At 68.7% G+C, this 26,905-nt stretch carries 25 protein-coding genes; 15 read left to right on the top strand and 10 right to left on the bottom strand.

Annotated features, from left to right (window positions below; genetic code table 11):
• The first annotated feature begins 80 nt into the window (after positions 1 to 80).
• A complete protein-coding gene (locus O3I_RS33475) occupies positions 81 to 818 on the top strand; it encodes an SDR family NAD(P)-dependent oxidoreductase (RefSeq protein WP_014987463.1) in 738 nt (245 codons plus the stop codon).
• On the opposite strand, the gene O3I_RS33480 is transcribed toward O3I_RS33475, so the two are convergent.
• Positions 789 to 1,472: a response regulator gene (locus tag O3I_RS33480; protein ID WP_014987464.1), complete on the bottom strand. Its 684-nt coding sequence runs from the start codon at positions 1,470 to 1,472 to the stop codon at positions 789 to 791. The genes O3I_RS33475 and O3I_RS33480 overlap by 30 nt on opposite strands.
• Complete coding sequence (locus tag O3I_RS33485) at positions 1,469 to 2,629, bottom strand: sensor histidine kinase (RefSeq protein ID WP_148282714.1); 1,161 nt, start codon at positions 2,627 to 2,629, stop codon at positions 1,469 to 1,471. Before O3I_RS33485 ends, O3I_RS33480 begins: the two co-directional genes overlap by 4 nt.
• Positions 2,630 to 2,967: 338 nt before the next feature.
• Here O3I_RS33485 and O3I_RS33490 point away from each other — a divergent pair, with 338 nt between their 5' ends.
• The 3 genes from O3I_RS33490 (at position 2,968) to O3I_RS33500 (ending at position 5,590) form a co-directional block, all read left to right on the top strand.
• The gene (locus O3I_RS33490) at positions 2,968 to 3,768 is read left to right on the top strand and encodes an AfsR/SARP family transcriptional regulator (protein ID WP_014987466.1); all 801 of its coding nucleotides are present in this window, start codon (positions 2,968 to 2,970) and stop codon (positions 3,766 to 3,768) included.
• Positions 3,769 to 4,095: 327 nt separating this feature from the next.
• Positions 4,096 to 4,476, top strand: a complete 381-nt coding sequence (locus O3I_RS33495) for a hypothetical protein (protein WP_014987467.1) — start codon at positions 4,096 to 4,098, stop codon at positions 4,474 to 4,476.
• A 325-nt stretch (positions 4,477 to 4,801) separates the two neighbouring features.
• Positions 4,802 to 5,590, top strand: a complete 789-nt coding sequence (locus O3I_RS33500) for an AfsR/SARP family transcriptional regulator (RefSeq protein ID WP_014987468.1) — start codon at positions 4,802 to 4,804, stop codon at positions 5,588 to 5,590.
• Between the two features lie 145 nt (positions 5,591 to 5,735).
• On the opposite strand, the gene O3I_RS33505 is transcribed toward O3I_RS33500, so the two are convergent.
• Together O3I_RS33505 and O3I_RS33510 are read right to left on the bottom strand one after the other, a co-directional pair.
• The gene (locus O3I_RS33505) at positions 5,736 to 5,927 is read right to left on the bottom strand and encodes a hypothetical protein (RefSeq protein ID WP_014987469.1); all 192 of its coding nucleotides are present in this window, start codon (positions 5,925 to 5,927) and stop codon (positions 5,736 to 5,738) included.
• On the bottom strand, positions 5,924 to 6,592 hold the full coding sequence (locus O3I_RS33510) for a hypothetical protein (RefSeq protein ID WP_014987470.1): 669 nt from the start codon (positions 6,590 to 6,592) through the stop codon (positions 5,924 to 5,926). The genes O3I_RS33505 and O3I_RS33510 overlap by 4 nt, the downstream gene beginning before the upstream one ends.
• A gap of 270 nt (positions 6,593 to 6,862) precedes the next feature.
• Between O3I_RS33510 and O3I_RS33515 the strand changes: the two genes are divergently transcribed.
• From O3I_RS33515 to O3I_RS33535, 5 genes are all read left to right on the top strand, one after another.
• Entirely contained in the window at positions 6,863 to 7,336 is a 474-nt protein-coding gene (locus O3I_RS33515; RefSeq protein WP_014987471.1) for a flavodoxin family protein, read from the top strand.
• Positions 7,337 to 7,523: 187 nt separating this feature from the next.
• Entirely contained in the window at positions 7,524 to 9,026 is a 1,503-nt protein-coding gene (prpD, locus tag O3I_RS33520) for a 2-methylcitrate dehydratase PrpD (protein WP_014987472.1), read from the top strand.
• Positions 9,026 to 9,940, top strand: a complete 915-nt coding sequence (prpB, locus tag O3I_RS33525) for a methylisocitrate lyase (RefSeq protein ID WP_014987473.1) — start codon at positions 9,026 to 9,028, stop codon at positions 9,938 to 9,940. Before prpD ends, prpB begins: the two co-directional genes overlap by 1 nt.
• Positions 9,940 to 11,112, top strand: a complete 1,173-nt coding sequence (locus O3I_RS33530; protein ID WP_014987474.1) for a bifunctional 2-methylcitrate synthase/citrate synthase — start codon at positions 9,940 to 9,942, stop codon at positions 11,110 to 11,112. Before prpB ends, O3I_RS33530 begins: the two co-directional genes overlap by 1 nt.
• Positions 11,113 to 11,176: 64 nt before the next feature.
• Entirely contained in the window at positions 11,177 to 11,854 is a 678-nt protein-coding gene (locus tag O3I_RS33535) for a TetR/AcrR family transcriptional regulator C-terminal domain-containing protein (protein ID WP_041563033.1), read from the top strand.
• 3 nt (positions 11,855 to 11,857) lie between these two features.
• Here the strand turns inward: O3I_RS33535 and O3I_RS33540 are convergent, their stop codons facing one another.
• Positions 11,858 to 13,573, bottom strand: coding sequence for an ABC transporter ATP-binding protein (locus O3I_RS33540; protein WP_014987476.1), 1,716 nt, complete (start codon positions 13,571 to 13,573; stop codon positions 11,858 to 11,860).
• Positions 13,570 to 15,402 (bottom strand): ABC transporter ATP-binding protein, encoded by a 1,833-nt coding sequence (locus tag O3I_RS33545; RefSeq protein ID WP_014987477.1) that lies wholly within the window; start codon positions 15,400 to 15,402, stop codon positions 13,570 to 13,572. Before O3I_RS33545 ends, O3I_RS33540 begins: the two co-directional genes overlap by 4 nt.
• 155 nt (positions 15,403 to 15,557) lie before the next feature.
• Between O3I_RS33545 and O3I_RS33550 the strand changes: the two genes are divergently transcribed.
• Positions 15,558 to 15,896, top strand: coding sequence for a S24/S26 family peptidase (locus tag O3I_RS33550; protein ID WP_041563034.1), 339 nt, complete (start codon positions 15,558 to 15,560; stop codon positions 15,894 to 15,896).
• On the opposite strand, the gene O3I_RS33555 is transcribed toward O3I_RS33550, so the two are convergent.
• The 3 genes from O3I_RS33555 to O3I_RS33565 form a co-directional block, all read right to left on the bottom strand.
• On the bottom strand, positions 15,886 to 16,536 hold the full coding sequence (locus O3I_RS33555) for a response regulator transcription factor (RefSeq protein WP_014987479.1): 651 nt from the start codon (positions 16,534 to 16,536) through the stop codon (positions 15,886 to 15,888). The two genes, O3I_RS33550 and O3I_RS33555, sit on opposite strands and share 11 nt — an antisense overlap.
• Positions 16,533 to 17,711 (bottom strand): sensor histidine kinase, encoded by a 1,179-nt coding sequence (locus tag O3I_RS33560; RefSeq protein WP_014987480.1) that lies wholly within the window; start codon positions 17,709 to 17,711, stop codon positions 16,533 to 16,535. Before O3I_RS33560 ends, O3I_RS33555 begins: the two co-directional genes overlap by 4 nt.
• A gap of 189 nt (positions 17,712 to 17,900) precedes the next feature.
• Positions 17,901 to 18,356 (bottom strand): hypothetical protein, encoded by a 456-nt coding sequence (locus O3I_RS33565; protein ID WP_041563035.1) that lies wholly within the window; start codon positions 18,354 to 18,356, stop codon positions 17,901 to 17,903.
• A gap of 175 nt (positions 18,357 to 18,531) precedes the next feature.
• Between O3I_RS33565 and lanKC the strand changes: the two genes are divergently transcribed.
• The 4 genes from lanKC to O3I_RS33580 all read left to right on the top strand — a co-directional run bounded on the left by lanKC (position 18,532) and on the right by O3I_RS33580 (position 25,072).
• The gene (gene lanKC / locus O3I_RS33570) at positions 18,532 to 21,150 is read left to right on the top strand and encodes a class III lanthionine synthetase LanKC (protein WP_014987482.1); all 2,619 of its coding nucleotides are present in this window, start codon (positions 18,532 to 18,534) and stop codon (positions 21,148 to 21,150) included.
• A 305-nt stretch (positions 21,151 to 21,455) separates the two neighbouring features.
• Positions 21,456 to 21,581 carry a hypothetical protein gene (locus O3I_RS46890; protein WP_256656750.1) on the top strand — a complete coding sequence of 42 codons (126 nt, stop codon included), beginning with the start codon at positions 21,456 to 21,458 and terminating at the stop codon, positions 21,579 to 21,581.
• Between the two features lie 192 nt (positions 21,582 to 21,773).
• Positions 21,774 to 23,039, top strand: a complete 1,266-nt coding sequence (locus tag O3I_RS33575; protein WP_041563036.1) for an MFS transporter — start codon at positions 21,774 to 21,776, stop codon at positions 23,037 to 23,039.
• Positions 23,039 to 25,072: a prolyl oligopeptidase family serine peptidase gene (locus tag O3I_RS33580; RefSeq protein ID WP_014987484.1), complete on the top strand. Its 2,034-nt coding sequence runs from the start codon at positions 23,039 to 23,041 to the stop codon at positions 25,070 to 25,072. The genes O3I_RS33575 and O3I_RS33580 overlap by 1 nt, the downstream gene beginning before the upstream one ends.
• Before the next feature lie 18 nt (positions 25,073 to 25,090).
• Here the strand turns inward: O3I_RS33580 and O3I_RS33585 are convergent, their stop codons facing one another.
• Complete coding sequence (locus O3I_RS33585) at positions 25,091 to 25,666, bottom strand: TetR/AcrR family transcriptional regulator (protein WP_014987485.1); 576 nt, start codon at positions 25,664 to 25,666, stop codon at positions 25,091 to 25,093.
• Between the two features lie 172 nt (positions 25,667 to 25,838).
• Between O3I_RS33585 and O3I_RS33590 the strand changes: the two genes are divergently transcribed.
• Positions 25,839 to 26,858 (top strand): hypothetical protein, encoded by a 1,020-nt coding sequence (locus tag O3I_RS33590; protein ID WP_014987486.1) that lies wholly within the window; start codon positions 25,839 to 25,841, stop codon positions 26,856 to 26,858.
• Positions 26,859 to 26,905 lie beyond the last annotated feature (47 nt).

Genomic DNA, 26,905 nt, shown 5'->3' on the forward strand with positions numbered 1-26,905 from the left:
AGGGTGGGCGCTCACGTGGGGACAGTCGGGTACATCGAACGAGACCCGACACGGTGCAAATTCCTGAAAGGAGCGTTGCCATGGTGGATAGCCGGCACCGCGTGGCCATCGTGACCGGAGCCGGCAGCGGCCTCGGTGCGGCAGTCGTGCGAAAGCTGGCGGCCCGCAAGTTCACCATCGCCCTGGTGGATCTGCGGGCATCGTGGTGCGACACCTCCCTGGACGCGCTCGGGCCCGACCGGGCCGGACTGTGGGCGTTCGGCGCGGATCTGCGCTATCTGCACGAGGCGGAGGCCACCGTGCTGCGAGTCGCCGAGACCCTGGGTCCGCCCATGGTGGTCGTGAACGCGCCGTTCCCGGGTCGCGCCGACAGCGCGCCGGAGCTGCCGGACTGGGAATCGGTGGTGCACGCCCGGCTGCGGGCGCCGCTGCTGGTCAGTCGCGCGGCCGAGCGCTACCTGGCAGAGTCGGGCGCGGGCCGGATCGTGAACGTGGCCCAGATCGACTCCTCGGCGCGCAAGCGACCCGACGATCTGGTGATCCGGGAAACGTTGCACGCGTTGACCGAAACGCTGTCCAGGGAACTCGGCCCGCGCGGGGTGCAGGTGAATACCGTTGTCGCGGATATCAGTTGCGCGGCCCGCACCGCCGACACCGGATCGCGCGCCCGGCCGGAGTGCTGCCTCGCCGCGGAAGACGAAACCGCGGCCCTGGTGGACTATCTGGTCTCCGATGCCGCGGGCACCGTTTCCGGGCGCATGATCGAGTCCCGCCATCCGGTCACCGGCTCACCGCCAGCTGCGGACACCCTGCGGTGACTCCACCTGCTGGCGCGAGATCAGCGCGCGCTCGACCGCCCGGTTGACCGCGTCGATGCGGGAGACCGCCTCCAGCTTGGTGAAGATGTTGCGCAGGTGCCGTTTCACGGTCGCCTCGGCCACGCCGAGGCGGGTGGCGATCTGACGATTGCTGAGCGCCTCGGCCACCAGCACGAGCACCTCACGCTCGCGGGTCGACAGCGTGCTGGGATCCTCGGGCTCTTCGGCCCTGGCCCGCAAACTCTCCGGCGACACCGAAAGGGTGACCGTCTGCGGGCCTTCGCCCACGGACTGCTGGATCGCCGAGACCAGGGTGTGGCGCCGGGCGCCCTTGTGCAGATAGCCCCGGACGCCGAGCGAGAGCAGCTGCTGCACCAGCTGCTGCGCGTCGTGCATGCTCAACACGATGATCCGCAGCGCCGGATCCTGTTCCAGCAGGCGGCGCACCGTGTCCGGCGGATTGCTCTCGGGCATTTCCAGATCCAGCAGCAGCACGTCGGGGCGATGTTCGGCGGCCAGTTGAATCGCCGAGGTTCCGGTGCCGGCCTGCGCCACGATCTCGAAATCGGGTTCGGCCCGGAGCAGATCGCACAGTGCCTCTCGTAACAGGGTGTGGTCGTCGGCCACGAGAATGCGGATCTGGTTCTGGCTCATAAGTTTTGACGCTCCTGGGCGATCGGGATCCATAGGGTGACCCGGGTGCCGCGGCCCGGGGCGGAATCGATATGCACCGTGCCGCCGACCAAGTCGGAGCGCTCCTGCAGGATCAGCAGGCCGTTGCCACGGCCGGTAGCGCGCAGCGCCTGAACGTCGAAGCCTTTGCCGTTGTCGATGATCTCGGCGTGTACCTCGTGTGGCGCGATATCGATGTGCACGACGACGTTGGCCGCACCTGCGTGAGTGTATGCGTTGCGCAGACACTCACGGACCATGATGAACAGTTCCTCGGTGACCGCACCGGGTATCCACTTGTCGCTGCCGCGCACCCACATCTGCAGCGGCGCGCCCGACTGCCCCAGCGAGCCGGCGAAGCCGCGCAGCGCGGTTTCCAGTGAGCCGTTCACCCCGGGCTGGCGCAGTTCGCTGACCAGCTCGCGGCTGCGGGTAATCGTCTCCAGGATGGCGTCTTTGGCCAGCTGGACGTGGCGCGATCCCGAATCATCACCGGCGCGTTCGCATTCCAGCTCGTAGAGCTCGATCTGACGCAGCGCCAAGCTGACCGAGTTGCCGATGTGGTCGTGGATCTCCCTGGCCAGTCTGCGCTGTCCTTGCTCGTGCGCCTCCCGCACCCGCTGCAGCAGGAACGCGTCGTAGCCGATCGAACCGGATTCGAGCCGCAGCCCGATCCCCTGCTGCAGCGCGCGCACGGCGGCGACCAGGTCGGTCTGCGGTGCGCCGAGCTGCGCGGCGCATTCGGCGAGCACGGTCATGGCCAGATCGGCGATGATGCCGCCCGCGCGCACCGAATGAGTGATGTGGGCGCCCTGGCGCACGCGCTCGGTGCCGAGATCGAAGACGTCGGTCACGTGACTGACCATCGGACTGCCCGCCGCGAGACTGCGCGCGCAGTCCTCGAAAATTCGGGTGGCTTGCAGCTCGCACTGTTCCCAGGCCGCCGAATTGGAAACGAGCGGGCTGCCGATCTCTTCGAGGCGGGCACGGTATTGCGCGATCAGCGAGGGAATTCGGGCGGTGAACAGTGCCGCGAAATCAGTTGACAAACTATCCGGCGGATCGGTCTCGATGCTTTGATTTGGCACTGATCTTCCTGTAGTATCTCTGCCGATCACACCCGCCCACCCTTCTCGCACTGCCCCGCCGCGCGCAACCCGGCCGGCATCCGGGCTCAGCGTAGAACTAGATCGAATCCTACCCCGGCGTCGAGGGCCCTTCCAGCGTTCTGCATTGAAACGGCGTGCCGCTCAATACGTTCGATCCTGCGGGCGGGTTCTACGTCGGGGACATTCTCTACTGCAGCGTAGACCAAGAGGTTCGATCCCGGATCGAACTTACCGGTCCGGTTATCCCTTCGGAGTAGTCGGTATCTCTTAGGGCGCAGGTCCGTTGCCCGCGCCGGGGTGCCGTGTTGCTATCGAGAAGGCGACGTCCGATCGCCGAGACTCGCGCAGATTCGAAGGTTGTTCAGCTGATGGAAGTATCGGAAACACGCCCGCGGAACGAGTTGCGGTTCACCGTGCTCGGCCCGCTCCAGGTGGGTACCGCCGATCGCGCCTACGCCGTACAGGGCGCGAAGGTCAAGACTATCCTGGCCGCCCTGCTGGCCCGGGCCGATCGCCCGGTGAGCGTGGCCGCCCTCAGCACCGAACTCTGGGGCGGACGCCCGCCCGGGCACCCGGAAACCACTGTCCGCGTACACATCTACCATCTGCGCCGCGCACTCGGCCGCTACCTGAGCGTGCCCGGCGAGCAGATCGTGCGCACCGAGCCGACCGGCTACCGGCTCGTGGCGGGCACCGCGCAGATCGACGCCGGGCAGTTCGACAGCTGGGGCGAGCGCAGCGTGACGCTGCTCCGCCGTGGCCTGCCCGAGGCCGCCGCGGTCCTGGCACAGGACGCGCTGCGGCTGTGGCAGGGTTCGAGCGCGCTGCCGTACGTGACGCCGGGGCCGATCGTGAGCAGCTACGTCAACTATCTCGACGAGCGTCGGTTGCGCGTGCTCGGCTGCCACGCCGACGCATTGATGGCACTGGGACAGTTCGCCGATCTCGTTGCGGCACTGCGCGAACTCGTCGCCGATCACCCGCTCGACGAATCCTTCCACCTGCGCCTGATCGAGGCACTGCACCGCTCCGGCCGGCGCGCGGACGCGTTGCGCGCCTGCCAGGAACTGCGCCGGGTCCTCGATCGCGAGCTCGGCCTCGGCCCCTCGGCACAGATGCTGGAACTGGAGCAGGAGATCCTGCGGGCACCCGAGCCGGCAAGCGTGTAACACGTCCCCGGCCGACAGTTCCGTCCTTTTTGTCCGGATAGGAATGTCCGGCCATTCTCGGCGCTCGCCCGCACGGGAATCACAGCGAACGGCAATAACTGCACCAATTCACCCAACGGTGCGGCGATGACCAAAAAGTGGTACGCAGCCATTGTGACCTGCACGGCCCCACCGCCGATCCCGCCTGCTTTTACGCGAGGTTTACAACACTTTTATCCGGTCGACCGAGCATCGCTAATATCGGACACGTAGAAAGGGGGCAGGCATGCGAACCAGGGTGCCGACGGAAACTGCTGCACCGCAGGACCATTCGACGAAGGAGCCGACATGATCTGCGCCGCAGGAACATTCGACAAGGGATACGACATGACGTCGAACGACGCCCGGGCCGAGGTCGCCCCGGACGAAGATGACCGCACCGTCCTGGTCGAGGAGGACGGCGTGACGTGCTGGATGGAACGCGTACCGCCGGACCGGTGCGGCACCCTGCACCACGACCCGCGCTCCTCGATCACCGTCGTACTCTCCGGCGGTCCGGTCGAGGTGATCGACGAGCACGATCATGTGCTCAGCCGGACCACCCTGACCACCGGTCAGGTCATCCGCGGCGGCGGCCTGCCCGCGCCGTACCGGCTCTACAACCTCGCCGACCAAGCTCTGGTCCTGGTGGTCATCGAACTGCCCGACCCGCCCGCGCCGACGTCCTGACGGTTTCCCCTATAGCACAAAGAGATTCGACGGCCCGGTGGTCCGCGGAGGCATCTCCCTCGGACCCCGGGCCGTTTATCGTATCCACGCCGTGCGGATTCGACCGCCGGCCGACCCGCGATCAAATAAGTAACGACAAAACCGAGCGCATGCCCCGATTATCGAGGGCATCGATGCGACGTTTGTGTGACCCGGCTACTCCTTTCGACGCAGTGTGGTCCCACAGGATGGATTGGCGGGCCGGTTGCGGTCGGTTTTGATATTGGAAGTAGGGATGCAACAACGGATTCGCTCGACGAGTCCGGTTGAGATGGATGGACACACAATGGTTGAGATCAGAATTCTCGGTCCGCTGGAGATCGAAGGTGATACGGGAATGCCTCGGCTCGACTCGTACCGGCAGCGAGCCGTACTCGGCTTGCTCGCACTGGAGGCAAACCGCGTCACCTCGATCGAAAGCCTGACCGATGCGGTGTGGGACGGCGAACCCCCGGCGACGGCACGATCGCAGATCCAGATCTGCATCTCGGTGCTGCGCCGGGTGCTCGCCGACAGCGGTTGCCCGGCCGCCATCGAGACGCGCGCGCCCGGGTATCGGCTGGTCTTCGACAGATCCAACCTGGACAGCGCCCAGTTCGACGACCTGCTGGCCCAGGCCAGGGTGCAGGAGCAGGACGGCAATCTCACGGGCGCGCTGGTCGCGCTGCGGATGGCGTTGCGCCTGTGGCGCGGACCGGTGCTCGCGGATGTGCCCAGCGGTCGCATCCAGCGCATCGCCTACCCGCTCACCGAACGCCGGGTGGCCGCGGAACTGTCCCGGTTCCGGATCGAGCTGACGCTCGGCCGGGCCTGGGAGATCGTGCCCGACCTGCAAGCACACGTCGACGCGCATCCGCTGTGGGAAGAAACCTACGGTTACCTGATGCTCGCCCTGTATCGCTGCGGGCGCACGGCCGAGGCGCTGGAGGTCTATCAGCGGGCGCGGTCCACGCTGATCCAGCAGGTCGGGCTGGAACCCTCGGATGAGCTGCGCAAACTGGAACAGGCCATTCTGGCCGGTGGTGAAAGTCTGCCGCGGCCGGCGCTGTTCGAACCGGCGCGGCGTGCCGGGTGAACTCGGCGCACTGACGGCCCGCCGCAGCGCACGCCCCAGCGATCGGGATCGCCTCCGGGGCACCGGGCGGCTGCGGCGGGCACCGCACAACCGACGCGGGCACAGCGACAGCTATGGGAAAGCTGTTGCTGTGCCCGCGTTCTCGCTATCGAGCCGGTTCCGGGTCGCCGAGCAGTACGAGGATCTCGGACAGGTCGTACTCGGCGCGACCGGGTCTGCCGTACCGGGTGAGCTTGCCGCGACTCGCCCATTTCCGGATGGTCTCCTGCTTGACGCCCGCGGCGAGCGCGGCGAGTTCGGTCGGCACCAGGCGCCGGCCCGCCAACTGCATGGTCATGCGACCGCCTCCCCGCGCCGCACGGCGTGCCGTTGCGGCCGGCTGACCCGTCGCTGCAACGCCAGCCACTGATGCGGCTGCCAGCTGTGCCCCGCCGAGCAACGCACCAGGCTGTCGCCCGGCCCGGCCGTGGCCAGCCGGGCGTACACCTTCTGGTGGCACCCCGGGCGGTCGCAGTGGCCGACCTCGATCTGGTTCGGCACCGGGTCGATCACCTGCTGGGCGAGGGCATGCACCTCGGCGAACTCGTCCATCGCGTCGACGATCGCCGGATGCACGGCCAGCCAATCCCCGTACTGCAGCAGGAAATCCACCAGCGTGGTGATGTCGCGGCGCGGTCGCCGCGGCGGCCGGGCCTCGTCCACCACCATGGCCGCCCACGAGGCCGCGAGCGCCAGCACTTCCGTGCGGGCTTCGACCAGCGCGTCCTTCAGGACGATGCCCTGGCGCAGGCCACCTCGGGCCGGTGCCATCCTGCGGTTGCGCTCGCCCTGCAGCAACTCGCCGCAGCGTGCGTACAGCACCGGCAATTGCCGCAGCGTCTCGAAAAAGCGAGACAGGCAATCGGGGCACACGCGCACATCGTCGGCCGGTGGCGTGGATCGCAATGTTTCGATCGCCACGGCGCTGCGGCAGGTCGGATTTTCGCATAATGCCTCGGACATCTGTCTGCTCCTTCGGGCGCTGTCGTCTTGGCACTGCCCACGGTTGCAGAGCCGCGTATTCCCCCGATATCTCCCGCCTGTTGCGCCGCGATAGCGGAGCAGGGTGGATGAATGGAGGCACGCGCACTACTCCGTTCGGATAATTTCCCCGTCCATTCCGCACCGATAGGCTGAAGGCGTGGCTCGCGACTGGACCATTACGGAAAGAGAGCCTGTGACCCGCTCTGACCAGCAGCACAGTGAATTCGAGAAAGCGAAAGGAGCATCGTCATGAAGGCCATCATCGTGTGCACCTCCGTGTCGCATGGCAACACGAAGAGGATCGCCGACGTCATGGGCCAGATCCTGGAGGCCCGGGTGGTCGAGCCCGGCCAGATCAACGCTGCCGAGCTCGCCACCTACGACCTGGTGGGCTTCGGCTCGGGCATCTTCAACATGGCCTTCCACCCGGAGTTGCGTGACTTCGTCAAGTCTCTCCCGGAGGGGCAGCACGGCAAGGCGTTCGTGTTCGCCAGCAGCGGCTTTCCCGAGCCGAAGTTCCGGCAGTACACCCGCACGCTGTCGAAGCTGATCGAGCAGAAGGGCTTCTCGGTCGTCGACGTCTTCACCTGCCGCGGCTTCGACACCTGGCTGCCGCTCAAGATCGTCGGCGGGATCCGCAAGGGACACCCCGACGCCGACGATCTGGATGCGGCGCGCACCTTCGCCGTGGGTCTGCGCTCCCGGATCGGCGCCCCGTCCTGACCTTTCGCAGGCACGCACACGGAACCCCCGGAGACCCCGGGGGTTTTTCGTGTTCCCGCAGCGGTTTCCCGGCCGGATGCGGTCGCAGCGGTGCACACAACCTTCGCAACTTCGCCGATCCGGTTCCGCAAAAATAGGCATTTGCGAGGCGGTTCCGGCCCGTGCACGGCTCGGTAGCGTGCGAAACATGAAGAATCATCTCGTTCGCACCCACCGCTCCGCCGAGCCGTTCCCGCGCGAAGAGCACCTCGCCTGGCACATCGCCGAGGTCGCGGCCGATCCGGTCGAGGTGGCGCCGGAGACCGCGGAGATGATCGTCAACCGGATCATCGACAACGCCGCGGTCGCGGCCGCGTCGATCACCCGGCGTCCGGTCGCCAACGCCCGCGCTCAGGCGCTGACCCACCCGTACCAGCCGGGCGCGACCGTCTTCGGCGTCGAGGGTCGTTTCTCCCCGGAGTGGGCGGCGTGGGCCAATGGTGTCGCGGTGCGTGAACTCGACTTCCACGACACTTTTCTGGCGGCGGAGTACTCGCATCCCGGGGACAACATTCCCTCGATCCTGGCGGTGGCCCAGCACGCCGGGCGCAGTGGTCGCGACCTGATCCGTGGTCTGGCAACGGGTTACGAGATCCAGGTGGATCTGGTGCGGGCGATCTGCTTGCACGAGCACAAGATCGACCATGTCGCTCATCTCGGGCCGTCGGCCGCGGCGGGCATCGGCACGCTGCTCGGGCTGGACACCGAGACGATCTACCAGGCGATCGGGCAGGCGCTGCACACCACCACCGCAACCCGCCAGTCCCGCAAGGGCGAGATCTCGAGCTGGAAGGCCTACGCCCCGGCGTTCGCGGGCAAGATGGCCGTCGAGGCCGTCGACCGGGCGATGCGCGGTGAGGGTGCGCCCTCGCCGATCTGGGAGGGCGAGGACGGTGTGATCGCCTGGCTGCTCGGCGGGCCGAAGGCGGAGTACTCGGTGCCGCTGCCCGGACCGGGCGAGCCCAAACGCGGCATCCTCGACACCTACACCAAGGAACACTCCGCCGAGTACCAGAGTCAAGCGCCGATCGATCTGGCGTTCCGCCTGCGCGAGCGGGTCGGTGACCTGGATCAGATCGCCTCGATCGTGCTGCACACCAGCCATCACACGCACTACGTGATCGGAACCGGATCCGGCGATCCGCAGAAGTTCGACCCGCAGGCTTCGCGCGAAACCCTGGACCACTCGATCATGTACATCTTCGCGGTCGCCCTCCAAGACGGCACCTGGCATCACGAGCGCTCCTACGCACCCGAACGCGCCCAGCGCCCGGACACCGTCGCACTGTGGAACAAGATCTCCACCGCCGAAGACCCGGAGTGGACCCGCCGTTACCACTCCACCGACCCGAACGAGAAGGCATTCGGAGCCCGCGCCGAAATCACCTTGAAGAGCGGCGAAGTCATCACCGACGAACTCGCCGTCGCCGACGCACACCCGCTCGGCGCGCGCCCGTTCGCCCGCGAGCAGTACATCGCCAAGTTCCGCACCCTCGCAGAAGGCGTGGTGGAGCCCGCTGAGCAGGATCGCTTCCTGGAGGTGGTCCAGCGCGCGGGCGAGCTGTCCGCCGCCGAGCTGTCGGAGCTCACGTTCACCGTCTCGGCGGATGTGCTCGCCCGCGCGACCGAGTCCCCGAAGGGCCTGTTCTGATGACGGGGCTCCTGGCCGCCGCCACCTCCGCCGCCGACAAACGGGCCGCGTTCAAGGCCGGCCTGACCTCGGGGCAGATCCAGCGCTTCCCCGGTGCGTTCAATCCGTTGGTGGCCAAGCTGATCCAGGAGATCGGCTTCGAGGGCGTCTACGTCTCCGGCGCGGTGCTCTCCGCCGACCTCGCCCTGCCCGACATCGGCTTGACCACGCTCACCGAGGTCTCCGGGCGCGGGCAGCAGATCGCCCGGGTCACCGACCTGCCGGTGCTCATCGACGCCGACACCGGCTTCGGCGAACCGATGAGTGCCGCGCGCACCGTGACCGTCATGGAAGACGCGGGCATCGCGGGTCTGCATCTCGAGGATCAGGTCAACCCGAAGCGCTGTGGGCATCTCGACGGTAAGGCAGTTGTGCCCGCCGATGAGATGGTGCGTCGCCTTCGTGCGGCCGTATCGGCAAGGCGTGACCCGAATTTCGTGATCTGCGCGCGCACCGACGCGGCAGGCATCGAGGGCATCGACTCGGCGATCGAACGGGCGAAGGCCTACGCCGACGCCGGTGCGGACCTGATCTTCACCGAGGCGCTCTACACCCCGGCGGACTTCGAGAAGTTCCGGGCGGCGATCTCGATTCCGTTGCTGGCCAACATGACCGAGTTCGGCAAGTCTGAGCTCCTGACCGCGAAGACGCTCGAGTCGATCGGCTACAACGCGGTCATCTATCCCGTATCCACACTGCGGCTGGCGATGTGGGCCGCCGAACAGGGCTTGCGCGAGATCTTCGCCGAGGGCACCCAGGCGGGGCTGCTCGACAGGATGCAGCACCGCAGCAGGCTCTACGAACTGCTCGAGTACGAGCGCTACAACGAATTCGACTCCGAGATCTTCAATTTCAGGCTGGGGAAGGACCAGTAATGAACGCAGCATCGCTGAGCAATTCGGTGCGCGACGGCGGCGGGGCGAGGGAGGCCTCCGCCATACCGACGATCTATAAGGGACTCGCAGGCGTCGTCGTCGATACCACCGCGGTGTCCAAGGTGGTACCGGAGACCAACTCGCTGACCTACCGCGGCTATGCCGTGCAGGATCTGGCCGCGCACTGCAGTTTCGAGCAGGTCGCCTACCTGCTGTGGCACGGGGAACTGCCCAACGACGCTCAGCTGGAACGGTTCTGCCAGCAGGAGCGAGCTGCCCGTCGCGTCGATCGGTCGTTGCTGTCGCTCGTGACCAAGATGCCCGACAACTGCCATCCGATGGACGTGGTGCGCACCGCGATCAGCTACCTCGGCGCCGAGGACCCGGCGGAGGCCGACAACAGTCCGGCGGCCAACCGCGCCAAGGCTTTACGGATGCTGGCGGTGCTGCCGACCATCGTGGCCGCCGATCACCGGCGCCGTCGTGGCCTGGACCCGATCGCGCCGCATTCGCATATGGGCTACGCCGAGAACTTCCTGAACATGTGCTTCGGCAAGGTCCCGGCGCCGGAACTGGTCAAGGCGTTCGAGGTTTCGCTGATCCTCTACGCCGAGCACAGCTTCAACGCCTCCACCTTCGCCGCACGAGTGGTGACCTCCACGCTGTCCGACATCTACAGCGCGGTCACCGCGGCCATCGGCGCGCTCAAGGGTCCGCTGCACGGCGGCGCCAACGAGGCGGTCATGCACGACATGCTCGAGATCGGCGACCCCGCTCTGGCCGAACAGTGGATGCGCAACAAACTGGCCAAGAAGGAAAAGGTGATGGGCTTCGGCCACCGGGTCTACAAGAACGGTGACTCCCGGGTGCCGACCATGAAGCAGGCCTTGCTCGACGTCGCCGCGGTCACCGACGGCCGCAAGTGGGTACAGATGTACGAGATCCTCGAGCGCACCATGAACGAAGCCACCGGCATCAAACCCAATCTCGACTTTCCGACCGGTCCCGCCTATTACCTGCTCGGCTTCGACATCGAGGTGTTCACCCCGATCTTCGTGATGAGCCGCATCACCGGCTGGACCGCCCACATCATCGAACAGGGCGAATCCAACGCGCTGATCCGCCCGCTGAGCGAATACGTCGGCGTCCCACAGCGTTCGGTCGTCGCCTGATCTCGATCACCCGAAACCGCCAGGTCCTGCCCTGCTGGGGGAACTCATCGTGGAAGATGGATGAATGCCCCCAGCAGCACGTCGTGCGAAGAGCGCAGGCCGGCCACCCCGGTTGTCCCTGGAGGCGGTCGTCGCCGCGGCCACCCGCATCCTGGAGTCCGAAGGGTCGGAGAAGCTGTCCATGCGGCGCCTGGCACACGAGCTCGGCACCGCGCCCATGGCCCCCTACTACTACGTGCGCGACAAGGACGAACTGCTCCTGCTGGTACTGGAGACGCACGCCAAAGGCCTACCGCGCCCGGAACTTCCGGCCGACCCCAGAGCACGGCTCATCGCCACGGCGACACTGCTGTTCGAACTGCTCGCCGAGCGCCCGTGGATCATCGAGGTACTGACCGGCGACGACCTGATGGCCGACTCCGCGCTCTGGTTCGTCGAGATGATGCTGGGCGCCGCGGTCGACTACGGTTGCACGCCAGAGGAAGCCGTCACCGTGTACCGCACGATCTGGTACTACATCGTCGGCAACCTGATCGTGCGGGTGCACCGGGAACGACGCCGGGCCAGAGGCGCCGACGTCTACGAGGAACAGGCCATCGGCGCCGTCCCGGCCGACACCCACCCGCATCTCGCGGCGGTCGCGCGGCGCTGGCCCGAGCTCACCGCTCGCGATTCGCATCGCGAGGGCCTGACCGCGATCGTCGACGGCCTGCTCGCGACCTGCCGGGGAGACGGAGCCTAACTGTCACGCGCTCCCGACGGGGGCAAGCGACAGGTGCCAGAAATCGGCGTACCGGCCACCGCGGCGCAGCAATTCGTCGTGCGTGCCCTGCTCCACGATCCGCCCGCCGTCCAGGAAGACGATCCGGTCGGCCCGCTGCACGGTCCGCAGCCGATGCGCGACCAGCACCACCGTCCGTCCCGTCAGTAACCGCTCGATGCCCTCGTGTACCGCCGCCTCGTTCACCGGGTCCAGCGCGGACGTCACCTCGTCCAGCAGCACGATCGGGGCGTTCTTCAGCAGCGCGCGAGCGATCGAAACCCGTTGGCGCTCACCGCCGGACAGCAGCGCACCGCCCTCGCCGACCGGCGTCGCCCAGCCCTCGGGCAGGCGCTCGATCACCTCGTCCAGGCGGGCCGCGGTCGCCGCCGCTCGCACCGCGTCCGCGTCGGCGCCGGGACGACCGAGCCGGACGTTGTCCTCGATGGTGCCGTCGAAGAGATAGACGTCCTGGAAGACGATGGCGATCTGATCCATGAGCACGTCGGTGCTGATCTCACGCACGTCCACGCCGCCGACGCGCACCGCGCCCGCGTCCACGTCATAGAACCGCGCGAGCAGTTGCAGCAGTGTGCTCTTGCCCGCGCCGGACGGTCCGACCACCGCGAGCCGCCGGCCGGTGGGCACCGTCAGCGACAGCTCGTCGATGATGGTGCGGCCGTGCTGCCGGAAGGTCACCGCGTCGAACTCGAGATCATGATCGCGAGGTTGGACGGGGGCAGCGGGCTCCGGCAGCGGCGCGGTGCGCAACACCGCGTCGAGCTGGGCCAGCTCCGCCCGCGCACCGCGCATCTTGCCGCCGATCTCCGCCAGGGCCAGCAGCGGATCGGCACATCGTGCGGCCAGTACGAGGATTACCAAAACCTCTGCCGCGCCTACCTTTCCATTCATCGCCAGATACGCACCCAGGGCGAGGAGCGCGGTGAAGAAGGTCTGCACCGTGAGCGTCAGGCCGAGAATGCCGGGCAACGCCGACAGCGTCGAACGGCGCGCCGCGCGCTGCACGCCGGACAGCGCGTCGTCGAGTGACCGGAAGCGTTCACCGGTCCGCCCGCCTGCCCGCAGCACCGGCTGTGCCTGCAGGTATTCGATGACGCGTGCGGTCGATTCGGCGTTGCGTTCCGCGCGTTCGGCGTCGGTCGCGGCCATCGAGCGCCCGGTCCACACCTGCACGGCCGCCACGACCGGTGCGGCGAGCAGGGCCGCCAAGCCGAGCTGCCAGTTGAACGCGAACATCACGACCACGATCGTCAGCGGCGTCACCAGCGCGGAAATGAAGGGCGACAACAGATGTGCCGCCACACTCATCGCCTGCAACACCCCCTCGCCGGCCAGCACCGACACCTCACCCACGCGGCGAGAAGTGAACCAGCCCAACGGCAATCGGGCCAGATGATCGCCGAAGCGGTGATACACCCCGCTCAACATCGCCGTCCCGACCCGGAACCCGGACAGGTCGCTGCGATAGCGCAGCAGCGCATAGGCCGCGACCGCGGCCCCGAACGCGATCAGCCACGGCCACGCGTCCGCGGGAGCGCTCCCGAACAACGCCCGCAGCACCGGCACCAGCAGCGCGTAGGACAATCCCTCGGCGACCGCGGTCACGGTCATCAGGGCGACGGTGCGACGCATCGGCCCGGCGTATTCAGCCCCGAGCAGGTGCAACAGCATGCGAATCATCGGAGTTCTCCTTGCAGTGCGCCACCGTAGGTTTCGATCTCGTCGGTGAGCGCGGCCCGGTGGGATCGCCAGAATTCGGCGAACTTGCCGTTCTGTTCGAGTAATTCGGCCGGACGACCGCGCTCGACGATGACGCCGTCGTCGAGTACCGCGACGATGTCCGCGTCGGCGACGGTCTCCAGCCGGTGCGCGATGACCAGCATCGTCCGGTCCCCGCGCACGGTCGCGAGCGCGGTGCGCACCGCATGCTCGGTCTGCGGGTCGGCGAACGCCGTCGCTTCGTCCAATACCAGCACCGGGACGGCGGAGAGCAGCGCGCGAGCGATTGAAATCCGTTGTGCCTCACCGCCGGACAGTTGCACGTCGACGCCGACGACCGAGTCGTACCCGTGGGGCAGTTCGAGGATCCGGTCGTGAATGTTCGCCAGCCGGGCGATGCGCTCCACGTCCGCACGATCCGCGTGCGGCACCGCGAGCGCGATGTTGTCGGCGATCGACGCGCGTAGTAGACGGACGTCCTGGAACACGAAGGCGACCCGCCGATACAGCTCCGCGCTGCTCAGGTCGCGCAGGTCGGCACCGCCCAGGGTGACCGAGCCGTGGCGGGGATCGAAGAACCGGGGCAACAGCTGCACCAGCGTCGACTTGCCGCTACCCGAGGGGCCGACGAGCGCGGTGACCGTCCCCGGTTCGAGCACCAGGTCGATGCCGCGCAGCACCTCGCGGTCGGCGGCATAGCCGAACCGGACCTCGCGCAGTTCGACCCGATGTCCCTGCGGCACAACCGGTTGCGCGGGCTCCGGCAGCGGCGCCACCGCGAGCACCTCTTTGATCCGGCCGACCGCGCGCCCGGCGGCCTGCAGGTCGTCGAAGCCGTGCCCCAGGGCCGCCACCGGCGCGGTCAGCCCCAGCCCGAGCAGCAGGAACGGAAGCAGATCCGCCGGCGCCAGTGAACCGTTCGTGATCAACGCCGTGCCACCGAGCAATAGCACCAGCAACACGAACGGCGGCGACAGCGCCAGTTGCATACCCGCCGCGATGCCGGAGATACCGAACACCCAGCGCCGGAACGTCTCGGTGAAAGTGTCTGCCGCCGTACGGAACTCGCGGTGGGCGCGAGCCCCGCCGCCGAACGCCTTGATCACCGCGATGCCCTGCACGAATTCGATGGCGGCACTGGAGATCCGGCCCATCGCCGCATCGATCTCCGCTTGTTCCCGCTGTCGCTTCGCCGTCATGAACAGCGGCACGTGCGCGACCGCGAGCAGCACCGGGATCATCGCGATCAAGGTGAGCCGCCAATCGATGGTGAACAGGTAGACCAGCGAAACCAGCGGCACCACGAACGCGGCGACCAGTTCCCCCGGGGCGTGCGCGATGAGCGGGTGCACCGCGCTCACGTCCGGCCCCACCACCTTCGCCAGCTCACCGGTCCGCCGACGGGAGAACCAGCCGATCGGCACCCGCCCGAGCCGCGCCGCCAGCAGGCGGCGAAACGACAACTGCACCCGTGCGTCCAGCAGGTGCCCGACCCCCGACGACGCCCCGGTGAACAACAGTCGCACCAGTAGTCCACCGGCTCCTGCCAGGACCACTGCCCACACATGACCGTCGTCGACAGGCCCGGGCGACAACAGGGTTCGCCCCAACTCCACCACCGCGAGCAACGGTGCCAACCCGGCCACCGCCCCGACGATCTGCAACACCGCGACCAGCACGAAGGCAGGCGCATGAGGCCGCACCAACCCCGCCACCCTCGGTTCCGTTCCGCCGCTGTCCGCCACCGTCGCAGATCGCTCGGTCGCCGCAGCGAGGTCGATGGCGTCCATCCCGCCTCCTTATTTTCGTACGCGTATAAACAGACTACAGCGCGTCCCCTCGGTCGGCGACTCCGTTTTTCCACCACGCATGCGACGGACGGCGATTCGCAGGCTTGCAACTAAATGACTTGCCTCGTTCCCCGCAGGCGTCGACCCTGATATCCATGGGGGCGTTGGACGCAATGGCAGCACGGGTGGCCCGCGGCGAGACCGTGCACTTCCGCCCGCGCGGCTCCTCCATGGTTCCCCTGATCCGCAGCCGCCAACTGGTCACCGTCGCCCCCGTGGACCCCGCCCACGTAGAAGTAGGCGACATCGTCCTCGCCCGCGTCGCCGGCACCGTCTACCTCCACCTCGTCACCGCCGTCGACGGCACCCGAGTCCAGATCGCCAACAACCGCGGCCACATCAACGGCTGGACCACCCACCCCCGAATCTTCGGCCTCTGCACCGCAATCGAAGGCACCCCCCGCCGCAACACCGCGAACAAGGTCAGGTCATGAGGCCGCTCTGGTAGGCGAGGACGACGGCTTGGGTGCGGTCGCGGGAGGCGGTTTTGGCGATCACGTGGGCGACGTGGGTGCGGGTGGTCGCGGGGCTGATGAACAGTTCGGCGCTGATCTCGGCGTTGGAGCGACCCAAAGCCATGAGAACGAGCACTTCTCGTTCTCTGGCGGTCAGGGCGGTGAGGGCGGCGGGGGCGGTGACCGCGCGTGGGCCCGCGCGGCGCAGTGCGCCGAGGACGCTGCCGACGATCGCGGGATCGAGCCAGCCGTCACCGGCGGCGCAGCAGCGCACGGCTTGGACGAGGTCGGCGGGGGCGGCGTGTTTGAGCAGAAAGCCGCTGGCTCCTGCGGCGAGCGCCTCCTGCACGGCGGTGTCTTCGTGAAAGGTGGTGAGCACCAGGACCGCCGGCGCGTCGGGGGTGCTGGTGATCGCTCTGGTGGCTTCGATACCGTCCAGCACCGGCATCCGCAGGTCCATCAGAACCACTTGGGGCCCTAGGTTTTTCACGGCTTCGATGGCGGCGGCGCCGTCGGCGGCCTCGCCGATCACTGCGATGTCGGGGGTCGTGCTCAACAGCAAGACACATCCCGCCCGCACCAGCGCCTCGTCCTCCGCGACGACCACGGTGATAGTCATGACACCTCGATCGACGCGTGCGCGGGCAGCGTCGCGTGCACGCACCAGCCGTCGGCTTCCGGCCCGGAGGTCAGCGCACCGCCCAGCGCGTCGAGGCGTTCGCGCAGGCCACGCAGCCCGGCACCGGTCGACAGCGCCGCGGCGGCAGGCGCCGCGGTGCCGCCGGAGCTGCGGACGGTGACGTCCAGGGTGTGCTCGGTCCAGGCGACACCGAGTGTGACGGTCGCGCCGCGGCCTGCGTGTTTGGTGACATTGGTGAGCGATTCCTGGACGATCCGGTAGGCCGCGAGGTCCGCGTCGGGTGTGAGCGGCCGGGCAGTGCCGGTGACGTCGAGGTGCACTTCCAGGTCGGCGCGCCGCGCGGCTTCGAGCAACCGCTCGACGTCGGCGAACCGGGCCGTCGCCGTGCCGTCCGGCTCGGGTGAACGCAACAGGCCGAGCATGGAGTGCAATTCGGTCATCGCCTGGGTGCCGGCCTGTTCGATCACCTCCAGGGCCTGCTGCACGCGGCGGTCGGCGTCGGCGGCGAAGACGCGGGCCGCGCCGGCGTGCAGAATCATGCCTGCCACGGCACCGGTGACGCTGTCGTGCAGTTCGTGTGCGAGCCGCAAACGCTGTGCGGCAAGCGCCTTTTCGGCCGCCGCGGCGAGTCGGTCCTGCTCGGCTCGGGCATGCTGCTCGCGCGCGTGCGCCAATCTGCCCAAGCCCCAAGCGATACCGAGGAAGACCGTCCACGCCAGCGCAGCGGCCAGGAAGCCGCGCAGCTGGGATTCAGCGGGTTCGGCCTGCGCGAAGCGATAGCTGAACAGTCCGAGCGGCACGGCGGACGCGACGAGCACCAGCCGTGCGGTGACCCCGGGTACCCGGCCGGCCACCGCATAGCTCGCCACCAGCAGGAAGGCGAACGGATAATATACCGGGACAACAAGATTGACGCCGGTGTACAGCCACGCGACCAGCCACACCCGCAGCGGGAACCGGCGGCGCGCCAGCAGGGCCAGGCAGAGACCGGCGACGGCGAGCGGGATCACCCACAGCGGCAACGTCGCGCCACCGATCAGGTGCTGCTCCCCGTGCCAGAACGCCAGATCCACCGCGCCGGTGACGGATACCAGCGCGACGTCGACGGCGCGACCCCACCGCGACGCGATCCTGGTGTGCGGCGGCTCCGTCACGACCGACCGGCTTTCCCGGCCGGGCGGCCACCGTCCGCGACCGCTCGATACCGGCCGCCGCACACCCCTCGGCTCGCCGATATCTGCCGCGTCATGAGCAGCAGTTTCCCACGAATCCGGGCGGCAGGTCTGCGGTTCTACCGGCTCTCACCTGCCGAGATAGGGTCCCGGGCGGGCGAATTCGTGGGATCAGCCGCCGAATAGCCGGAAGATGAACCGCAGCGGATCCTCCACCGGGATCTCGGGCAGCGTCGGCGGTGGCGCCTCGGCGAGCACCACACGCACGGCCGCGACGATCTCGGCGGTGCTCGGCTGCACGAATCGCGGGAAGCCCAGCGGATCTTCCTGCAACACCACCGGCACGCCACGCACCGGCGCGGCCGAGAACGCGGCGAGTTCCAGCAGCACCAATTCGGCGGCGTCGGGTACCACCCGGACCCGCGCGACATCGATGACCTCGGCGATACCGTCCTCGGCCGCGAACACGCCGACCCGCACCGCCCGTGGCTGCTGCGCGAGCACCTCGTTAAGCGGCGGGTCGACCAGGACGAATTCCGGTTCGATCAAAGTGCCCGCGCCGAGGACTTCCCCCGTGGCACCGGCCGCGTCGACCGCGTACACCACGACCAAGGTCCGCCTCGTCATGGGCAGCAGTGTCGCACGAATCGCCCTGCTACGACGTCGCGATGAGGTTTCTCGTCGCGGTGCGGTACGCGCACGACACCGCACCGGGCCGATTCGCCGCAGGGTGCCGTCCGGCCATTCTTGACTCGTTCGATTCCCCCGCCGACCAGGCCGAATCCGAGAGGACGTGACTCCAATGGTGCAAGATACGGCGTTCACGTTCGCCCACCCCGACTACTACGAACCGTTCGACCGTACCGACCCGGGCAGGCGCTACAACCCGACCCGGCCGCCGCACGGCTGGACCCGGCGCGAGTCCGAGGTGTGGACGCACTGGACTCCCCCGCAGACCGAACTGCCGGCGCAGGGCTGGAAGGTGCACGTCTCCACGGCACTCGGCTCCGCCCAGCAGGTGCTGGACGTGGTGAGCACCGCGTGTGCCGACCTGGGCGTCGCCTTCAAACATCTCACCGGCAAGCAGTACTTCCTCTGGCTGCACGGCAAGCACGGCAGCCGCGTGCAGAGCGGCAAGTTCTGCGCGGTCTACCCGCCGACACCGCAGCTCGCCTACGTCCTGCTCGAACGGCTGGAACGCGAATTGTCCGGTGTCGCAGGGCCGTACGTGCTCACCGACCGGCGCTTCGGCACGTCGCAGTGCGTGTCCTACCGCTACGGCGCGTTCCGTCCGCGCCATCGCCTGCAAGCCGACGGCACGCGGGTACCGACCATGCTCGCACTCGACGGCACCGAGGTGCCCGACGAGCGCCGCCCCGGCTTCCTGCTCCCCGCGGGCATCGCCGACCCGTTCGGACCGGTGGCCGACGCGGACGGCGACGAGGACGTGCACTTCCACGGCTACACCTTCGAATCCGTGCTGCAGCCGAGCAACGCCGGCGGCGCGTATCGCGCCCGCCGCGAGGACGGCACGCCGGTCTTCGTGAAAGAGGCTCGCGCCCACAACGGTTACGCGGGCAACGAGGACGCGCGCACCCGGCTGGAGCGCGAATATCTCACCCTGCGCGCCCTGCACGCCGCCGCGCCCGGCCTCGCCCCCGCGCCGGTCGAGCTGTTCACCGAATGGGAACACACCTACCTCGTCACCGAATTCGTGCCGGGCCGCACGCTCAGCAAGTGGATGGTCGCGACGAATCCGCTGATCCACGCCGGGGCCGGCCCGGCCGTGTTCGCCGCCTACTACCGGCGGTGCGCGCACCTGCTCGCGCAGCTCACGGCCCAGCTGGCCACGCTGCACGACCTCGGTTACGCCTTCGTCGACGTCTCTCCGGGCAACGTCCTGGTCGATGATCAGGACACCGTGCGCCTCATCGACTTCGAGGCCACCCAGCCCGTGGACCACCCGCTCGGCCTGCTCGGCACGCCCGGTTACGAACCGCCGGAATCCCGCGCGCCGGGGGCCCGGGCGAAGATCGATCCCCTGCACGTCGACGCCTACGGCCTGCGCGCGATCGCGCAACTGCTGGTCTTCCCGATGCACGAAGCCGCGCGGCGCAGCCCTGAGACGCTGGATCACCTGTACGCCGATCTGGCCGAATTATGCCCTCCCCCAGCGGATTTATGGGCAGCGGTGGCGCATACGCGAACCACGCCCCCGGTGCGGCGCCTGCCTTCGCCCGAGGAAGTCCGTTGTGCGCCCGCGGAAACGGTGCGGTGGTTGCGCGATCGGACGGCTGACGCGCTGACCCGGATGGCCGAACTCACCAACCCGCGCTGGGTGTATCCCACTGCGCCGGAGGGCCATCGGACCAACACCGCATGCGTGGCCTACGGCACCGCCGGCGTGCTGCACGCCTTGCGCGCCGCCGGGCGCGACATCGATCCCGCGATCATCGAACGGTTGCGCGTCACAGCTCTGCGTGATCGGCATCGGACCGGGCCGGGACTGCTGTACGGCAACGCCGGAATCGCCTGGGTACTGGACGATCTCGGCGAGCGCGACGCGGCACTGACCCTACTCGCCGCGGCGAACGGCCACCGGCTGGCGACCGAGTCGCCGAGCTGGGGCGGCGGTGCGGCGGGCCTCGCGATGACGCACCTGTCCTTCTTCCACCGCACCGGCGACGCCGACCACCTCGAGCAGGCGCAACGTCTGCTCGACGCGGTACCCGACGGCGCTGCGCTGCGCCACGCGCTCGGCCCGGACCATCCGTCCGGCCTCGCGCACGGCAGGCCCGGCCTCGCGCTCGCGCTCTACTACCTGTCGATGTGCACCGGCGCGCCGGAACCGTTCGAACGGGGGCTGCGGCTGCTGCGCGCCGAACTCGGGCACACCGAGCCGATTCCGGTCGGCGCGTTGGGCTTCCGGGTCTCGGACACCGACCGGCGCAACATGCCGTACCTGGCGTGCGGCAGCGCGGGCTACGCCCACGTCCTCGCCCGATACCTCGGCCACCGATCCGACCCGGAACTCGCCGCGGTGCTGCGCAGTTGCGTTCGAGCCGTTGGCATTCGGTTCACCGCGGCACCCGGGCTGTGCCAGGGCCAAGCCGGCTTGGCGCTCGTGCACGCCGACGTGGCGGCCCGATTCCCGGACGAGAACTTCCTGCCCGACGCGGACCGGCGCGCGACCGCGCTGTTCAAGTACGCGATCGCGGACGGGACCGGCGTCCGCTGGCTCGGCGGCCTGGGACAGCGCCTCAGCGCCGATCTGGCCACCGGTTCCGCGGGCATCCTGCTGGCCCTCCAGCACGCCACCGGCGGCGTCACCGATCCGCTCTTCACCCTCGACCACTGCCTCGCCGAGCACCCCGCCCGGCCCCGGACCGCCCGTCCGCGAAGCGATTTCGAGAGGAGGTGAGCCATGACCAAGGTGCTGAAGCTCCAGCTGCACGCCGACCCCGAACTCGGCGACGACGCGCCGCTCAGCTCGTACAGCGAGCACCACTGCAACCAGGAAGCCGAGGTGGTCTGAGCCCCCGCGCAGCCGATTCGACAGCAGCGCGGAGGAGGTGAACAACATGACCAACGTGCTGAAGCTGCAGTGGCAGGCCCCCGCCGAGATCGGCGACGACACGCCGTTCAGCGCCACGAGCGTCCATCACTGCGGCCCGACCGACGACGACCAGTGACACCAGAACCACGCATCGAGAGGAGGTGAACAACATGACCAAGGTACTGAAGCTCCAGCTGCAGTCCGACCCGGAGCTCGGCGACGACGCGCCGATGAGTTCCTACAGCGAGCACCACTGCGGTGGCGGCCAGGGCGGCGGCTCGGAAGAGGTGCTGTAGTCCGATCGATCGCCGGGCGCGGGTGCTACCCGTGCCCGGCGAAATCTCTTGTATCCCAGAAGGAAAGAAACATGGAAAACCAGAACATGGTCGCGCTGGCGACCATGAGCACCGATGACGATCTGATCGACGACGCACCGATCAGTGTGTTCTCCGTCGTCTATTGCGACGACGCGTATTTCGGGTGAAACGATGAGTACCTCAGCTACCGTGGCCTCGCCCGAGGCCGATCTTCGGCGCTACCGGGTCGCGCAGGCGGCCTCGACGTTCGGCAGCACCCTCACCGGCACCGCGGTCTCCGTGGTCGCGGTCGTCGGTTTGGGCGCGGGGCCGCACGCGGTTTCGCTCATCGTGACCAGCGCGATGATCCCGCCGCTGGTGCTCGGCCCGGCGGCCGGGGTGCTCCTCGACCGGGTGCGCAGACCACGCCGGCTGCTCATCGCGGCCGACCTGGTCGCCGCTGCGGCGGTGCTGTGCTGTGCCGCCACGATGGGCGCGGGCGTGCTGACCGTGACCGGGCTGGCCGCCCTGTCGTTCGTCCTCGGCCTGGCCCGGGTGGTGATCGAAGGCTTGTACTTCGCCCACCTGGCCACGCTCGGGATCACCGATCTCGGCCGGGCGCGTGCCGGACTGCAGTCGACGACGATGCTGACCCGATCGATCGGCGCTTCGGTCGCCGGGCCGATGGTCACGACGATCGGCGCGGCGGCGATGTTCGCCGGTGACGCGCTCACCTATCTGTTCAGCGCCTACTGCCTGACCAGAATCGACGCGCCCGACCGCCGCCAGACCGCACCGCGCGGCGGTTTCAGCCGCGAATTCCGAGACGGCGTAGCGGCTTTGCGCAGTCACCCCCTGCTGGCAGCATTGGCGATGTACCTGCTGGTAGGTGGAGCCGCGGCGGGCGGCACCGCCGCGTTGCGGGCGGTGTTCCTGCTCGACGAAGTCGCGTTACCCGTTGCGGTGTACGGAATTCCGGCGGTGGTGGCGACGCTGTGCGCCGCGGCCGGTGCGCTGCTGGCCCCGCGCCTGCACGCCAGGGCCGTGCCCGCCCGGCAGGTGCTCGCGGTCACGGTACTCGGTGGCGCCGTAGGCACCGCGCTGTTGCCGATGGCCACGGGACCGACGGCGGTGCTGTTGCTCGCCGCCTGCCTCGGGGCGGCCGTGCCGATGTTCTTCGGTGCGGTACTCAATATCGCGCTGGTGACGGTAATGGGCGACGGTGTCGGCGACGGGTACTTCGCCCGGGTCGGCGCGCTGCTGGCCACCGGGACCACGGCGGCGAACCTGCTCGGCGCGCTGCTGGGCGGCGTCCTCGGCGAACGGTTCGGCGCCCGCACCGGGATCTGGGCGTTCGTCGTCGTGGATCTCGTTGCTTCCCTTGTGTTCCTGCTGATCGTCGGGCGCGCACCCGCGGCCCGCGACAGCGTTGCCGATTCGATGGCGAAGGTGGCGTGATGACTGCCGAATACCCCTATATCCCCGCGTCCGATACGTGGGACGAGCTGCACGGCAATCGGATTCCCGATCCGTTCCGGCGGCTGGAGGATCTGGCCGACCCGGGCAACCGCGCCTGGGTGACGTCTCAACGGCAACTGGCCGACAGCTACCTCGACGCGCTGCCCGGTCAGGATCGGTTGCGAGAAGTATTGCGCGACATCATCGTCGCCGGGCCGACCGCGTCGCCGGTGAAATCCGGCGGCACGCGCCGGTTCCGGGTGGGCCGGGCGCATTCCGCGGGACCGTGGCAGCTGGAGGTCGCCGACGGTCCGCAGGGCGAGTGGCGCACGCTGCTCGATGCGGCGGTGCTCGGGAAAGGGGCGATCCTGCGGCGCTGGACGCCGTCACCGGACGGCCGGTTCGTCGCCGTGCAGGCCAGTGTCGGCGGCTCCGAGGACACGACTCCGCTCGCCCTGCTCGACGCCGCCACCGGCGCGGTGCTGCACAGCTGCCCGCTGACCCGGTACGCACCGGTGGAGTGGCTGGGCGACGGCAGTGGCTACTTCTATGTGCGACGACACGAGAACGGCTGCGGCAGTGGGGTGTACCGGCATCGGGTGGGCACCGAACTCGCCGACGACGAACTCCTCGTCGGCGACGAGAACCCCGTTGGCCGCTACCATCTCACCTTCTGGCACGACCGCTGGCTCATCGTCACCGGACGTGCGGGCACCAGCCGGACCACGCGGGTCTCGATCGCCGATCTGCACGAAGGGACTTCGTTGCGTCCGCTCGAACTCGGTGGACTCTCCTCCGCCGGGGTGGTGCTCGATACGGCGGGCCGTATTCTCGCAATCTCCACCGCCACTTGCGAATTCGGGCAGTTGCTCGTCGCCGAACCCCTGCCGTCGGGCGGGTGGGGTCCATGGCGGGTGCTGGTCCGGGACGCGGAGCCCGCGGTGCTGGCCGCGTTCGCGCTTGCCCCGGCCGATGGCGCGGACCGGCTCCTGATCCTGCGCACCAGAGACGGTTACGCCGAACTGTCGGTACATGACGCGGTGCGCGGCGACTGGTTGTTCGACGCCGAATTGCCCGGCGCCGGAACGGTTGCGGGCATCAAATCCACCGACGAACCCGGCGTGCTGGTGCTGAGCTACACCGACTGGATCCGGCCGATCGGGGCTTGGCGACTGGACCTGCGGTCGGGACAGGTGTGCCCGACCGAGCCTGTGTCACGCGAACTGCCCGGCATCACCGTCACCCGCGCGACCTACCGCTCCGCCGACGACACCGAGGTGCCCGTCACGGTGCTCGCACCCGCCGGTCCACCGGTGCCCAGACCCACCATCCTCAGCTGCTACGGCGGCTTCGGCATCACGTTCCGGCCCGGCTATCAACCGGACGGACTGACCTGGGTGCTGGCCGGCGGTGTGATGGCCATCGCCGGGGTGCGCGGCGGCGGCGAACGCGGGCGACGCTGGCACCGCGACGGAGCCGGCGTGCACAAGCTCAACGCGTTCGCCGACCTGCACGCGGCGGGTGACTGGCTGATCGAAACAGGCTGGACGCGGCGCGGGGCCCTCGCACTGCTCGGCGGCAGCAACGGCGGGCTGATGGCGGTCGGCGCCATGGTGCAGCGGCCCACGGACTACGCCGCGGTGGTCAGCGCGGGCGCTCCGCTGGACATGGTGCGCTACGAACGCTGGGGGCTCGGGCGCGCGTGGCGGGAGGAGTACGGCTCCGCCGACGATCCCACGGCCCTGCCGGTACTGCTGCGCTACTCGCCGTACTACAACGTCACCGCGCACACCGGCGAGTCACCGCGTCGCTGGCCGCCTGCGCTGTTCACCACCGGTGACAGCGACACCCGGGTGCCGCCGGTGCACTCGTGCAAGATGGTCGCCGCGCTGCAACGCGAGACCGGCGGCCCGGTGCTGCTCGACGTGATCGTCGGCAAAGGCCACGCGGGCGGCGGGCCGTCCTCCGACCGCGCGCTCATCTGCCTGCTCGCCTTCGTCGCCCAGCACACCGGATTGACGCTCGAAGAATGAGCCGCGCATCGGCCGTCGTCACGATCCGGGCGACGGCCGGTCCGGTGGGCGGTCGAGAATGATGGCCGAAGCGCGGGCCAGCACTTCGTCGCGGGTGCGACCGTTGTGGTCGGCGACGAGGAACTGGTTTCCGATGGCCGCGCAGAAGGCGAGCAGGCTGCGGGCCTCGATCTCGTCCGGATCGTCGCAGAAGGTGCCGATCGTGCTGCGCAGCAAGGCCATCCGCCGGTTGTCCACCCGGCGCAGGCGTTCGGCGACCGCGTCATCGCGGCGAGCCCAATCGCGAATCGCCAGGTCGATGGCCAGCAGTCGCTCCCTGGACAACGTCAACTGCCCGGCCAGCACGATCTTGACGCGCGGATCGTCCTCGTCCTCGACCCGGGCGAGCACGTCATCGATGCTCTCCCGTTCCCAGGTGTCCAGCATCTCTTCCAGCAGTGCGTTGCGGTCGGCGAAGTAACCGTAGAAGCCGCCCTTGGTCACGCCGAGTGCCTTGGCCAGCACCTCGATGCGCACCGCGGCCACACCGTGCGCGGCCAGCGTCTGCAATCCCTGCTCGATCCACGCCTGGCGTGGCGTGCGGGCCACGGCCACCTCGCAACTCCTCACTCGACTTCTCCGCTGTATACGTGACCGTATAGCAACGCCGGACTGTGGCGAGGGGCCGTGGTCGTCCTCGCCGATCCAGAGGACGCGGTCGGCAACCGGTCATCCTACGATCACCGCAGGTTCAGGGCATGGCCGGAACCCGCTGTTACCGTCGGACATGACCTCCGAAGTGATCGCCAAGGCGAATTACCCCGGCGGAGCTGCGGTAGCCAGACGCTCGCCCGCGGATCGCGTGCGCGGTGCGACCGAGCTGCTGCTTTCTGCGTTACCGTCCGCCGCGGTGCTGACCGTGCTGCTCTACGGACTCGGCCGCGCGGTCGGCGTCGGCTTTCCCGGCGCGCTCGCCGCCGCGTGGTTCATGGTGTGCGCGGTCTGGAGTGCGGCACGGTTCCTGGTCCCCGACCAGCGCTGGCTGTTGCGGATCTTCGGGCTGCGGCCGCCCACCGACGAGGAACAACGCCGGCTGACACCCGCCTGGGCGAACGCCGCACACAAAGTAGGTGTGCCCGCCGCGGCTTACACGATGTGGATCAAGGACGCGGACCGGCAGTTCATGGTGCCCGACCGGATGATCACCGTGCCCCCCGAATCCGTGCAGCGGCTCCAGCCCGCGGAACTCGAGGCGGTGCTCGTGCATCAGCTCGCACAACGTGTCCAGGGGCGATTGACGTTCTGGCAACTGATCTTTCGGCACTACAACCTGCCCGTCGTCTGGTTCGAACGGGCGTTGACGTCCGGCGTCGGCCTCAGCGCGATCGGCGAGGCGATCGCCCAACCGATGCCCCCGCGCGGCGCCCGCGTCTTCTCCGCCGGCTGGACGGTGTTCAGCCGCGTCCTCGTCGCCTGTCCTGCCGTCGCGGCCGCCACCGTGATCGTCGGTCTCGCACCGGCATTGCTGCTGCGCCTGCTGCCCGAGGTGGCGGCGCTCGCAGTGCGGCCGGTCGCCGATCGCATCGAATACCGGACCGACCAGATCACCGTCGATCTGGGCTACGGCCCGGAACTCGGTGGCATCCTGCAGTACCAGCACGTCCCCGAACCGGCCCAGACCCTCCCCGATCTCCTTTCGGTTTCCCAGTTCTCGCTACGCACGCCGCCCGCCAAACGAATCGGCCGCATCCGCGATCGACTCGATGAGCTGGCGCGACGCTGGAATCCCCTCGCGCCCCGCCCCTGAGTCGGCCGGCACCACCATCTGATCTTGTCCGATCCGGGAAAGCCCCG

The organism is Nocardia brasiliensis ATCC 700358 (assembly GCF_000250675.2).
GTDB lineage: Bacteria > Actinomycetota > Actinomycetes > Mycobacteriales > Mycobacteriaceae > Nocardia > Nocardia brasiliensis_B.